Source organism: Kitasatospora sp. NPDC059812 (genome assembly GCF_042732075.1).
Taxonomy (GTDB): domain Bacteria; phylum Actinomycetota; class Actinomycetes; order Streptomycetales; family Streptomycetaceae; genus Kitasatospora.
Genome location: NZ_JBHWIO010000142.1, coordinates 1 through 12554, shown reverse-complemented (window position 1 = coordinate 12554; position 12554 = coordinate 1). Strand labels below are relative to the sequence as shown.

Annotated in this window: 10 protein-coding genes and 1 pseudogene; 8 read left to right on the top strand and 3 right to left on the bottom strand. The window is 75.1% G+C overall.

Annotated features, from left to right (window positions below):
* The first annotated feature begins 283 nt into the window (after positions 1–283).
* From ACFV6D_RS37570 to ACFV6D_RS37560, 3 genes are all read left to right on the top strand, one after another.
* Positions 284–871, top strand: a complete 588-nt coding sequence (locus ACFV6D_RS37570) for a 50S ribosomal protein L25/general stress protein Ctc (protein WP_063348047.1) — start codon at positions 284–286, stop codon at positions 869–871.
* Positions 872–980: 109 nt separating this feature from the next.
* Positions 981–1559, top strand: a complete 579-nt coding sequence (gene pth, locus ACFV6D_RS37565; RefSeq protein ID WP_063348046.1) for an aminoacyl-tRNA hydrolase — start codon at positions 981–983, stop codon at positions 1557–1559.
* A gap of 179 nt (positions 1560–1738) precedes the next feature.
* On the top strand, positions 1739–2020 hold the full coding sequence (locus ACFV6D_RS37560) for a hypothetical protein (RefSeq protein WP_380346272.1): 282 nt from the start codon (positions 1739–1741) through the stop codon (positions 2018–2020).
* Positions 2021–2196: 176 nt separating this feature from the next.
* Here the strand turns inward: ACFV6D_RS37560 and ppc are convergent, their stop codons facing one another.
* Entirely contained in the window at positions 2197–5007 is a 2811-nt protein-coding gene (ppc, locus tag ACFV6D_RS37555; RefSeq protein ID WP_079135660.1) for a phosphoenolpyruvate carboxylase, read from the bottom strand.
* 259 nt (positions 5008–5266) lie between these two features.
* Between ppc and ACFV6D_RS37550 the strand changes: the two genes are divergently transcribed.
* Positions 5267–6535: a sensor histidine kinase gene (locus ACFV6D_RS37550; protein WP_063348044.1), complete on the top strand. Its 1269-nt coding sequence runs from the start codon at positions 5267–5269 to the stop codon at positions 6533–6535.
* Positions 6536–6601: 66 nt separating this feature from the next.
* Here ACFV6D_RS37550 and ACFV6D_RS37545 read toward each other — a convergent pair whose 3' ends face one another.
* Both ACFV6D_RS37545 and ACFV6D_RS37540 read right to left on the bottom strand, forming a co-directional pair.
* Positions 6602–7111: an SUKH-3 domain-containing protein gene (locus tag ACFV6D_RS37545; RefSeq protein WP_063351179.1), complete on the bottom strand. Its 510-nt coding sequence runs from the start codon at positions 7109–7111 to the stop codon at positions 6602–6604.
* A gap of 83 nt (positions 7112–7194) precedes the next feature.
* On the bottom strand, positions 7195–7656 hold the full coding sequence (locus tag ACFV6D_RS37540; RefSeq protein ID WP_380563208.1) for a YwqJ-related putative deaminase: 462 nt from the start codon (positions 7654–7656) through the stop codon (positions 7195–7197).
* A 380-nt stretch (positions 7657–8036) separates the two neighbouring features.
* Between ACFV6D_RS37540 and ACFV6D_RS37535 the strand changes: the two genes are divergently transcribed.
* From ACFV6D_RS37535 to ACFV6D_RS37520, 4 genes and pseudogenes are all read left to right on the top strand, one after another.
* The gene (locus ACFV6D_RS37535; protein ID WP_380346270.1) at positions 8037–9221 is read left to right on the top strand and encodes a Gfo/Idh/MocA family protein; all 1185 of its coding nucleotides are present in this window, start codon (positions 8037–8039) and stop codon (positions 9219–9221) included.
* Positions 9218–10366, top strand: coding sequence for a DegT/DnrJ/EryC1/StrS family aminotransferase (locus ACFV6D_RS37530; protein WP_380563206.1), 1149 nt, complete (start codon positions 9218–9220; stop codon positions 10364–10366). The genes ACFV6D_RS37535 and ACFV6D_RS37530 overlap by 4 nt, the downstream gene beginning before the upstream one ends.
* Positions 10367–10473: 107 nt before the next feature.
* Complete coding sequence (locus tag ACFV6D_RS37525) at positions 10474–11475, top strand: SMI1/KNR4 family protein (protein ID WP_063348042.1); 1002 nt, start codon at positions 10474–10476, stop codon at positions 11473–11475.
* A 60-nt stretch (positions 11476–11535) separates the two neighbouring features.
* Positions 11536–12554 (top strand): annotated as a pseudogene (locus ACFV6D_RS37520) (hypothetical protein); the annotation flags it as partial.

Below are 12554 nucleotides of genomic sequence, written 5' to 3'. Positions count from 1 at the left end.
GCCCGCCGCCCGCCCCCCCCCCGCCCCCCCGCCCCCCCCCCGCCCCCGCCGATTTCACGGGAGGCCGTTCATGCGGTTAGACTCGTGAAACTGCTCGGCGAGGGATGCCGTGTGCCTGCTTGCCGGGTGCCCGCTCCGTGATCGACGCGCTGCCGGTACCGGATTCCCGTCCGCCGGCAGAGGCCGTTACCGCCGAGTGACCCCCGAACGTACTGAGGGTGTGGTCCCGGCGGTTTTTCGCGTTGCCTGCACCCCCGCGCCAGTCTTCCCGAGGAGTGCAGTCGTGTCCGAGATCCGCATCGCCGCTGAGACCCGTTCCGAGTTCGGCAAGGGTGCCGCCCGTCGCGCCCGCCGCGCCGGCTTCGTCCCCGGTGTCGTCTACGGCCACGGCCACGCCCCGGTTCACCTGAACCTGCCGAGCCACGACCTGATGATGGCGCTCAAGACCCCGAACGCCCTGCTGGTCGTGCCGATCGAGGGCAAGGACGAGTACGTGCTGCCCAAGGCCGTCCAGCGCGAGGCCATCAAGCGCACCATCGAGCACGTCGACCTGCTGCTGGTCAAGCGCGGCGAGAAGGTCACCGTCGAGATCCCGGTCCTGACCGAGGGCGAGCTGGCCCCCGGCGGCAACCTGCTGGAGCACGTCCTCAACGCGCTGCCGATCGAGGCCGAGGCCACCCACCTGCCCGAGTCGGTCACCGTCTCGGTCGAGGGCCTGGAGTCCGGTGCCTCCGTCCTCGCCAAGGACATCGTCCTGCCGGCCGGCGTCACCCTGGCCGTCGACGCCGACGCCGTCGTGCTGCAGGTCATCGGCGCCCAGGCCGCCCCGGCCGAGGACGAGGCCGCCGAGGCCGAGGGCACCGAGGCCTGAGCCTCGCCCCACCAGCTGTGACCGCTGCCCCGGTCGCTCCCCTCGGAGCGGCCGGGGCAGCGGTGTGTCCGGGAAGATGACGTAGAGCGCGCACAGGAGGAGAGAGGGCATGGCGGACGAGTACGAGGGCCCCTGGCTGGTGGTGGGGCTGGGCAACCCGGGCGAGCAGTACGCCCGGAACCGGCACAACATCGGGTTCATGGTGGTGGACCTGCTGGCGCAGCGGATGGGCGCGAAGTTCAAGGCGCACAAGAGCCGGGCGCAGGTGGCCGAAGGGCGGCTGTCCGGCCGCCGGGTGGTGCTGGCCAAGCCGATGTCGTTCATGAACCTCTCCGGCGGCCCGGTGACGGCGCTGCGGGACTTCTACAAGGCGCCGGCCTCGGCGTTGGTCGCCGTCCACGACGAGCTGGACATCGACTACGCGGCGCTGCGTCTCAAGCTGGGCGGCGGGGACAACGGCCACAACGGGCTGAAGTCGATCACCAAGTCGCTGGGGCCGGACTACTACCGGGTGCGGTGCGGGATCGGTCGGCCGCCGGGCCGGATGGAGGTCGCGGACTTCGTGCTGAAGGACTTCTCCGGCGCCGAGCGCAAGGAACTGGAGTGGTTCGTGGACCGCTCGGCGGACGCGGTGGAGGCGCTGCTGTCCGAGGGGCTGGAGCGGGCGCAGGGCACCTACAACTCCTGACGCTCCATCAAGTCTGGGAGTGGTGTTACGCAACAGTCGTACAACGCTTGCCGGTCCAAACCTGAATCCGTGTGAGAAGCCTGTGCGGGATCGGATAGCGTCGGCCTGGTACGCGAACGAGTCCTGGGGAGTTCTCGATGCGGGGTTTTCGTCCGGTCCGCCGACTACGGCGGCTCCGGGTGGTCCGACTGAAGCAGTTCGGACGGCGGGTCGGCACGGCCGGTGCGCTGGGGGCGGCCGGGGTGCTGCTCTCGGGCGGCGCGGTGGCGCACGCGGACGCGGTGGCCGAGCCGGATCCGGGGGGCTCCCCGGAGCCCGCGGCGGCGCAGTTCGGGCCGCTGCTCGGTGACTCGATGGGCGCGGACGCCGGGCTGCTGGCGGTCGGCGGCGGCCTGGTGGTCGCGGCCGGCGGCGCCGCGCTGTGGCTGAAGCGCCGACGCGCGGGCGAGCCGGGCGAGTAGGCCCTGTCCGGCCGGTCTTGCCGGACAGGACCTGGCCGTCCGCGCGGTGACACGACACCGGGCCGGTGCCCAAGGGCGCCGGCCCTTTCGCGTGCCCCGGGCCCTTCCGGTACGGGACGGGGCCGCCGCCCACCCCGGAGGGCGGACGGCGGCCCCGTCCCGTACGCGCGGTGGCGTCAGCCGGTGTTGCGCAGGCCGGCGGCGATGCCGTTGACGGTCAGCAGCAGCGCGCGGGCCCGCAGCGGGTCCTCGTGGCGGCCGGTGGCGACCTCCTCGCGCTGGCGGCGCAGCAGCGCGACCTGGAGGTAGGAGATCGGGTCGAGGTAGGCGTCGCGGACGGTGAAGGTCTGCTTGAGCACCGGGTTGTGCTCCAGCAGTGCGCCCTCGCCGGTGAGCCGGAGCACCTCGCGCAGGGTGAGGTCGTGCTCGGCGACGATCTGGTCGAAGACGTGGTGCAGTTCGGCGGGCACCAGCTGCTCGACGTAGTGGCGGGCGATCCGCAGGTCGGTCTTGGCCAGCGTCATGGCGACGTTGGACAGGAAGTTGCGGAAGAAGTGCCACTGGCCGTGCATCTCGTCGAGCACGCCGCCGAGGCCGGCCGCGCGGGCGGCGGCGAGGCCGGAGCCGACGCCGTACCAGCCGGGGACGATCTGGCGGGACTGGGTCCAGCCGAAGACCCACGGGATGGCCCGCAGGCCGTCGAGGCCGGCGCCGGAGTCGGGGCGGCGGGACGGGCGGGAGCCCAGGTGCAGCGAGGCGAGCTGGTCGACCGGGGTGGCGGCGAAGAAGTACTTCGGCAGGTCGTCCTGCTCGACCAGGGCGCGGTAGGCGGTGTGGGCGGCCGCGGAGACCTGGTCCATCGCGGCGTCCCAGCGGGCCAGTTCCTCGGGGGCCTGGCGCGGGGCGGTGTGCAGCGCGGAGGCGGAGAGGGTGGCGGAGATGGTCAGTTCCAGGTTCTCCCGGGCGAGGGAGGGGAGCAGGTACTTGTCGGAGATGACCTCGCCCTGCTCGGTGACCTTGATCTCGCCCTCCAGGGTGCCCCAGGGCTGGGCCAGGATGGCCTCGTGGGAGGGGCCGCCGCCGCGGCCGACGGTGCCGCCGCGGCCGTGGAACAGGCGCAGCCGGATGCCGTAGCGGTGGGCGACGTCGCGCAGCCGGCGCTGGGCGCGGTGGATCTCCCACTGGGAGGTGGTGATGCCGCCGAACTTGGAGGAGTCGGAGTAGCCGAGCATGACCTCCTGGACGTCGCCGCGCAGCGAGACGAGCAGCCGGTAGGAGGGGTCGGACAGCATCTCGTCGAGGATGAGGTCGGCCTTCTGGAGTTCCTCGGTGGTCTCCAGCAGCGGCACGATGCCGATCTTGGCGATGCCGCCGTGCAGGTCGATCAGGCCGGCCTCGCGGGCCAGGACGGTGGCGGCGAAGACGTCGTCGGCGCCCTGGCACATGGAGATGATGTAGCTCTCGACGATCTCGTCGCCGAAGCGCTCGAAGCCCTCGCGGATGGTGTTGAAGACGCCGAGGGTCTTGGTGCCGGCGGCGTCCAGCGGGGCCGGGGTGGGGGCGAGCGGGCGGCGCGAGCGGAGCTCCTTGGCGAGCAGCTTCTGCCGGTACTCGCGGGGCATGTCGGCGTAGCGCCAGGCCTCCTCGCCGAGGCGGTCGAAGAGCTGGCCGAGGGCGTGGTGGTGGGCCTCGGCGTGCTCGCGGACGTCCATGGTGGCGAGCTGGAGGCCGAAGGCCTCGATGGTGCGGATGGCGCGGGCGAGGCGGCCGTCGGCGATCAGCTCGCCGCGGTGGGCGCGCAGGGAGTCCTGGATGAGCCGCAGGTCGGTGATCAGCTCGCGGGTGCCGAGGTAGTCGCGGCCCTCGACGTGCGGGGTGCCCTGGGCGAGCCGCTCGCGGGTGTTCTCCAGCTTGAGCCGGACGCAGGTGGCCTTGAGGCGGTAGGGCTCCTCGGCGTTCATCCGCTTGTAGCGGGGGCTGAGCTCGGGGAGCTGGTGCAGGTCGGTGTTGAGCGAGGCGAGCAGTTCGACCGAGGCGCCGGCCAGCCGCTCGGAGGTGGAGAGGGTACTGCGCAGGTCGTCGACGGCGGCCAGGGCGTCCTTGATGCCGTACTCGTGCTGGAGGTTGAGGACGTCCCAGGTGACCTGCGGGGTCACGTTGGGGTTGCCGTCGCGGTCGCCGCCGATCCAGGTGCCGAAGGTGAGCGGGCGGACGCCGTCGGGCAGGGTCAGGCCGACCCGGCCGAGCTCCTCGTGCAGTTCCTCCAGGACCTGGGGGACGGCGTCGCGGTAGAGCTCGTCCAGGTAGTAGACGGCGTTGCGGGCCTCGTCGGTGGGCTCGGGGCGGGCGATGCGCAGCTCGTCGGTCTGCCAGAGCAGGTCGATGACCTCGGCGAGGCGGCGGTCGGCCTGGCGGCGGGCGCTGCTGGTGCGGGCCGGGTCGGCCTGGGAGAGGCCGGCGGCGATCTCCTCGCGGTGGATGCGATCGAGGAGTTCGCCGATGCGGCGCAGCTTGTTGAGGACGCTGCGGCGGGCGGCCTCGGTGGGGTGGGCGGTGAAGACCGGGCGGACCGCGAGGTGGGCCAGCGTGTTTTCGAGGTGCTTGGGGTCGGCCTCGGCGAGCTGGTCGGCGGTCTGGGCGAGCAGCGAGCCCTCCCGGGCGCGGCGGGTGGCGAACTCGCGGCCGCGGTGCACCTGTTCGGTGACGTTGGCGAGGTGGAAGTAGGTGGAGAAGGCCCGGACCAGCTTGGCGGCGGTGTCCAGGTCGATGTCGGAGAGGAGTTCGGCGGTGGCCTCGCCGTCGGTGCGGCTGAGCAGGCGGACCTGTTCGACCAGGCCCAGCAGCTGGGGGCCTTCCTGTCGGACGAGCGTCTCGCCGAGCAGGTCGCCGAGGCGGCGGATGTCCGCCCGCAGGGCCGCGTTGTCGGCAACTGGGCCGGTGGCGTGGACAGTGGGGCTGTCCGCCGGGGTGGGGACCGGAGCGGTCACGGCTGGCTCCCTGTGGTGGTGGGGTTCGGCAACGGCTCATCGTCACAGGTCCGCCCGCGTGTGGCGGGTGTGACGCGTGCGGACCGCGCTGTCCGACGCGACCAGCATAGGTGTCGGGGCGGTCGCTGTCCGCGAGGTGGCCGGATGGCGGACAGTGACGCCGCAGGCCGCATGTGGTCTGGACCACTTGAGGGTCCGGCGAGGTGTCGGGGGCAATCCCGGTGGGGAGGGGAGGGGGTTGCCGCTTAGGGTGTCAACCATGAGCAAGTCGCCTGGGGAGCGCGCGCCGGTCCGGCCGTTCTGGTGGTGGGAGCGGCCGCGCAGCGCCTTCCTGGACATCGGGCTGGCGGTGCTCGCCGCGCTGGAGTGCGCGCTCAGCACGATCGCCTTCCTCTCCGGCCGGGTGCACCTGGACGCCGCCGGGATGGCCGGCATCTCGCTGCTCGGCGTGGTGGCGGGCGGTTCGCTGGTGCTGCGCCGCCGCTGGCCGGCCGTACCGGTGCTGGTGACCCTGGTGGCGATGCCGGGGATGCTCGGCGTCCTGCTGCTGGTGGTGTCGCTGTACACGCTGGCGGCGACCTGGGAGTGGCCCACCCGGCGCTGGCGGGTGGTGGCGCTGTCCGCACTGGCCTTCGCCGAGACCGTCGCCGTGATGATGGTGTCGATGCTGACGCCCGGCGACACGGCGGTGGAGCAGCCGCCGCTCTGGGGCCAGGTGCTGATCGCGGTGCTGGTCTCCGTCGGCCTGACCGTCCCGCCGGTGGTCACCGGACTGTACGTGGGCGCGCGGCGGCGGCTGATCGACTCGCTCAAGGACCGCGCGCACGGCCTGGAGACCGAACTGGACCTGCTGGCCGAGCAGGCCCAGGAGCGCGCCCGCCGGGCCCGGCTGGAGGAGCGCACCCGGATCGCCCGGGAGATGCACGACGTGGTGGCGCACCGGGTGTCCCTGATGGTGGTGCACGCCGGGGCGTTGGAGCGGATCGTCGCCAAGGACCCGGAGAAGGCCGCGCAGAGCGCCAAGCTGATGGGCGAGGTCGGACGGCAGGCGCTGAACGAGCTGCGGGAGATCCTCGGCGTGCTGCGGATGGACGACGAGCGCCAGCCGGAGCCCGACTCGCTGGCCGGGCTGCCCCGGCTGGTCGACCAGTCCCGGGCGGCCGGCATGGCGGTGACGCTGACCGTCAGCGGCAGCCGGCAGGAGTTCACCGGCGAGGCCGAGCAGACCGCCTACCGGGTCGTCCAGGAGGGCCTGACCAATGCGCACAAGCACGCGGGCGGCGCACAGGTGTCCGTCCTGCTCGCGTACGCGCCCAACGGGGTGCGGGTGAGCGTGGTGAACGCCTGCCCGGGCGGCGGCGGGGGCGCGGCGAAGCTGCCCAGCGGCGGCAACGGGCTGGTCGGGATGCGGGAGCGGGTGATCGCGCTGGGCGGCACCTTCTCCTCCGGGCCGGAGGCGGACGGCGGGTTCCGGGTCGAGGCGGTGCTGCCGTCCCGGCTGGCGGTCCGGGCCGAACGGCTGCGGTGACGCGCCGCCAGGCCCGGCCCGGCGGTCAGGCCCGGGTGCGCGTCGGCGGAGCGCCCCGGGCCGCCGTCAGGACCCGTCGGCGGTGCGCAGCCGCTCCGGGGCGGTGCCCAGGATCAGGGTGGTGACGGCCTGGTCGATGCCGTGCCCGAGGAACCACTCGCCGGTGTGGTCCAGGCTGTAGACCCGGCCCTCCTCGTCGACGGCCAGCAGCGCCTGCCCGTACGCCTCCTCGCCGAGCGGGGCGAGCTGGCTGCCCAGGGCGCGGCCGAGGTCGAGCAGGGTGCGCGGCTGGTGCAGCCCGCACAGCGGGTCGATCAGGAACGGGGTGCGGGCCAGCTGGCGGCCCGGGCCGGCCAGGTCGAAGGCGAGGCCGCCGAACTCGGCCCAGGCCTCCACCGCCGCCGGGAACACCGCGTGCCGCAGACCGGACGGCCCGCCGTACCCGACCAGGGCGTCGGCCCACTCCTCGGCCTGCCGTATCTGCCAGCGGCCGGGGTGCCAGCCGGCCGCCTTGAGCTCGGCGGCGACGTCGGCGGGGAAGCGCGGGCGGGCCCGCCCGGCGGGGGCGGCGGACAGGGTGGCCGGCGGTGGCGGGGGCGGGCTGGGCGGGTTCAGGGCGGACTCCAGGGCTCGGGGACAGGGGGCGTACGAGGGCGCGGTCAGGGCGCGGGCGGCCCGACGGCGACGCTCTGCACGGTGAAGTGCTCCAGCATCGGCGCGCAGGAACGGCACGGCGGGGCGTGGGTGCCGTGCGCCGGGTCGCCCTCCTCCCGGATGCGAACGGTCGTCATCCGGGAGCCCTTGAGCGCCTTGCGGGCCTCGTGCAGGGTCATCGGCTTGCGGGCGGCGCGCTTGGAGCGCCGGCTGTCGACCGCGACCAGGTGCTGGGAGAGCAGGACGGCCTCCGGGCAGCGGCCGGTGAACCGCTCGCGCGCCTCGACGGGCAGCGTGTCCAGGAACTCGCCGACCAGCGGGTGCAGGACCGGCCGTCGGGCGTCCTTGTCCCCGGCCAGGGTGTGCACCTCGCCGCCCTTGAGTGACAGCGCGGCGGCGACGGCGGGCAGCAGGCTGTCGCGGTGGTGGCGCAGCACGGGCGGGCCCGCGGGCTCACCGGTGGTCATGCGTCGTCCTCCTCCTCTGTTCCCGCTGACGGAAGGACCGGTGGGACGGTCCGGGGCAAGCCTGTCAAACGACACCGACATCCGCACAACCGGGGTGCGGGGGCGGACGAACGACCGTGCGGGACCGGCCGGGCCGTCACCCGATCCTCGCCGGACCGGGGCCGGATCCGCACACCGTCGTCACGACTTGTCCGCTGATTTCCCGAAACCACCTCCGGGCCGGGGGCACGGCCGGTACCGTTCCGGCAGCGAGGCCGAAGGGGATCCGGCCGACCGCCCGCGGACGCGCGGACGGGGCCGGACCCGGTGCCCGCGCCGGACGTTGGGGCCGCCGGGGTGGGCCCGAGCCCGCCCCGGCGGCGGAGCGAAGGGGCTCGTGGATGACGTCGGAGCAGCCCGGTCGGAACGGGCCGCGGCAGCGGTCGGGGGCCTGGGACGCGCAGGCCGCCAACCAGGCGCCCGGTGGGCACGTGCCCACGCCGGGCGAACCGCCCCGGCCGGCACCGGAACGCCCGGTGGGCCTCGCGGTGGTCGGGGCCGGCTACTGGGGCCCGAAGCTGGTCCGCAACGCGCAGGACACCCCGGCGCTGCGGCTGCACTGGCTGTGCGACCTGGACGAGGCCAAGGCCCGTGCCGTGCTGGGGGAGTACAGCACCGTCCGGGCGACCGGCTCCTACCGGCGGGTGCTCGACGACGAGCGGGTCGGGGCGGTCGCGGTGGCCACGCCCGCGGCCGCGCACTACCGGCTGGTGCGGGCCGCGCTGGAGGCCGGCAAGCACGTGCTGGTGGAGAAGCCGATCACCACCTCGGCCGCCGAGGCCGCCGAACTGGTCGACCTGGCCGAGCGCAGCGGGCTGGTGCTGATGTGCGACCACACCTTCTGCTACACCCCGGTGGTGCGCCGGATCCGCGAGCTGGTGCACGGCGGCGAGATCGGCGACATCCAGTTCTTCGACTCGGTGCGGATCAACCTCGGCCTGGTGCAGCCCGACGTGGACGTGCTGTGGGACCTCGCCCCGCACGACCTGTCGATCCTCGACTTCGTGCTGCCGCCCGGCGTCGAACCGGTCGGGGTGTCCGCCCAGGGCGCCGACCCGATCGGCGCCGGCCGGGCCTGCGTGGCGTACCTGACGGTCCGGCTGAGCAACGGCGCGCTGGCCCACTGCCACGTCAACTGGCTCTCCCCGACGAAGGTCCGCACCACGCTGATCGGTGGCTCCCGGCGCACCCTGGTCTGGGACGACCTCAACCCGCAGGCCCGGCTGGCCGTGCACGACCGCGGCGTCGACCTCACCCCGCCCGACCAGCTGACCGACGCGATCCGGCACCGGGCGCTGATCTCCTACCGGGTCGGCGAGATGGTCGCGCCCGCACTGGTCGAGCAGGAGGCGCTGCGCAACGTGATGGCCGAGTTCGCTGCCGCGATCACCGAGCGCCGGGCCCCGCTCACCGACGGCCGGGCCGGGGTGCGGGTGCTCCAGCTGCTGGAGGCGGCCTCGCTCAGCCTCGAACTCGGCGGTGCCACCGTCCCGGTGGGGTCCGGGGACCGGGCGGCCGCCCGGTGAGCGCCGGCATCCCGCCGGCCGACCCGATCCCGCCAGCCGACTCGATCCCGTTGGTCGACCTGGCGGCCGCGCACGCCGAGGTCGCGGCCGAGGTCCGGGCCGGCTTCGACCGGGTGCTCGCCTCCGGCGGCTACGTCAAGGGCCCCGAAGTGGACGGCTTCGAGCGGGAGTACGCCGACTTCACCGGCGCCCGGCACTGCGTGGGCGCCGGCAACGGCACCGACGCCCTCGAACTCGCCCTGCGCGCCCTCGACCTGCCGCCCGGCGGCGGGGTCGTGCTGCCCGCCAACACCTTCGTCGCCACCGCCGAGGCCGTGCAGCGGGCCGGGCTGCGCCCGGTGCTGGTCGACGCCGACCCGGCGCACCTGCTGATCGACCCCGAGCGGGCCGCCGAGGCGCTGCCCGGTGCGGTCGCACTGCTGCCCGTCCACCTGAACGGCCAGCTCGCCCCGATGGGGCCGCTGCTGGAACTGGCCGACGGACGGCCGGTGGTGGAGGACGCGGCGCAGTCCCAGGGCGCCCGGCAGCACGGGCGCGCCGGCTACGGGCGGATCGCGGCCACCAGCTTCTACCCGGGCAAGAACCTCGGGGGCTACGGCGACGCCGGGGCGGTGCTCACCGACGACGACGAACTCGCCGCCGCCGTCCGGCTGATCGGCGACCACGGCGCACGCGAGAAGTACCGGCACGAGCGGTTCGGCTTCAACTCCCGGATGGACGCGCTGCAGGCCGTCGTGCTGCGGGCCAAGCTGCGCCGGCTGCCCGCCTGGAACGCCGCCCGCCGGGCCGCCGCCGCCCGCTACGACGCCCTGCTCGGCGGTCTCGACGGCCTGACCCTGCCGCGCACCGCGCCCGGCAACGAGCACGTCTGGCACCTGTACGCGGTGCGGATCGGCCCCGGCCGGGACCGCGACGCCGTCCTCGCCGCGCTGCGCGCCGCCGGGATCGGCGCCGGGGTGCACTACCCCGTCCCGGTCCACCTCCAGCCCGCGTTCCGTCACCTCGGCCACCGTGCGGGGGCGTTCCCGGTCGCCGAACGGGCCGCCCGCGAACTGCTCAGCCTGCCGCTGCACCCGCACCTCACCGAGGCGCAGCAGACCAGGGTCGCCGGGGTGCTGGCCGGGGCGCTCGGGCAGCGGCCCTGACGGTTCCCCTTCTTCTCCCGGGCGGGGGCCCGGGCCCGGAGACGACCCCCTACGCTGGTGTCCAGCAAGCGCTTCGAGAATTTGCAGCAGCCAGTGGGGGCTCCCAGATGACGACAGGTCGGCCCGGCGTCGCCGCCGCACCGAACGCGGCGTACGCAGGTCAGGTGGTGCAGTTCCCGGACCCGGTCCGCGCGGAGCGACACCCCGCCGGGGTCCGGGTGGACGAGTACGGCTACCCGGACTTCGGCTCGTACGCCGCCGCCGCGGCCGAGGTCGCCGACCCGCCGGACGGCTTCGGCGTGGACGAGCTGCGGCTGACCGACTACGTGTCGGCCAACGCCGCGCTGTTCACCCAGGGCCACCCGCTCTGGGCCGACCTGGACACCGCCGTCGCCACCCCGCCCGGCTGGACCTGGCACCACGCGGTCGGCCGGGCCGCCCCCGGCTGGCGGCGGATGGAGCTCGTCCCGGTGGAGGTCAAGGCGCTGCTGCGGCACCACGCCGGCCTGGCCACCTCCGCCGCCGACCACACCCGCCGCGGCACCCGCCCGTTGCAGGAGCGCCGCCCCGTGCACTTCTCGCTGGCCAAGGACGGCGGCGACCCGATCGGCGTCCCCGAGGACCTGGTGCAGCGTGCCGAGGAGCGCCTCGGCTACCGGCTGCCCGGCGCCTACCGCACCTTCCTCAAGCTGGGCGGCGGCCGCGCCCCGGTCGGGGTGGCGCTGGACACCGAGCTCGGCATGCTGCTCGACCAGCCCTTCCTCACCCTCAGCGAGGAGTACGGCACCCAGGACGTCGTGTACGCCAACAAGTGCCTGCGCGACCACCTCACCAAGGACTACCTGGGCGTCGCCTACGCGCAGGGCGGCATCGTCGCGCTCAAGGTGCGCGGCGACCGGGCCGGCTCGGTCTGGTTCCACCTGTACGACGACGCCCGCGACACCGGCGCGCCGGAGGCCCCGGAGGACCGCTGCGCCCGGCTGCTGCTGCCCTGCGGCGAGGACTTCGACGCGTTCCTGCTGCGGCTGGCCGGCAGCCCGCCGGAGCTGGAGACGGTCGCGGAGCTGATGGTGGACGGCGGGTTCGCCCGGGCCGTCCCGGTGGACTGACGTGGCCGCGGCGGTGCAACGAGCGGGGACGACGAGGATGGGGACAGGGGTGAACCGGGCGTGGTGACGTACGCGCAGGCGCAGGAGCTCGCCGAGGAGTGGATCAACGGCGGGGTGCCGCAGCCGCAGCAGCGCGAGGTGCGGGTCCGGGAGTTCGACCTGGGCTTCGTCTGCTGGGCGGTGGCACCCGGGGACGGGACGGCGGGGCCGTCGGGTGCGGGGGACGGGTCGGCCGGCGAGGCGCGACTGGTGATCGCCCGGGACTCCGGCGCGACCACGCTCTGGCCCGCGCTGCCCGTCAACGAGGTGGTCCGGCAGTACGAGGAGGCGTACGGGCGGCCGGTCGCGGCCAACCCGGCGGGGGCGGCGAAGCCCGCGCCCGGGCCGGTCGAGGCGACGTCCTTCCTGCTCAGCCCGCCGCAGTGGCTGCAGGAGGCGGGGGCCGCGGCGATCGCGGCGGAGGCGGAGCGGCTGGGCGGCCAGGGGGCTCCGGCTCCGGCTGCTCCGGCTGTTCCGGTGGTCGAGCCGCCCGCGCCGGTCGCTGCGGCGCCCGCCGTGCCGGCCGCGCCCGCCGTCGAGCCGCCCGTGCCCGCCGTGCCGTCCGGTTCTGCCGGTCCTGCTGGTTTCGCCGTCCCGCCGCAGGCCCCGGCCCCGGCCCCCGTGCCGGTGCCGCCGGTCGGGGCCGAGGCGGCCACCGTCCTGATGCCCGAGGGGCTGCGGACCACCGGCTCCGACCTGCCCGACGCGCCCGCGCCGGCCGGGGCCGAGGCCGCGACCATGCTGATGCCGCCGGAGGGCGGCTACGGCATGCCGCCGGTCCCGCCGCCCGCCGCCCAGGCGCCCGTGCCCGCCGCCGTCCCGCCGCCCGCGCCCGTGCCGCCTGCGGCCGTCGAGCCGGCGCCGACGCTGCTCGCGTCGCCGGACGCCACACCGGGGCTGATGGGCCTGCCGGGTGCGCCGTCCGGGCCGCCCGGCGGGGTGGAGCAGCCGCCGACCGTCCTGGCCCCGCCCGCCGCCGCCCCGCAGCCGGTCGCGCCCCCCGCCGCGGCCGCGCCGGTGGAGCACGCGCCGACCATGCT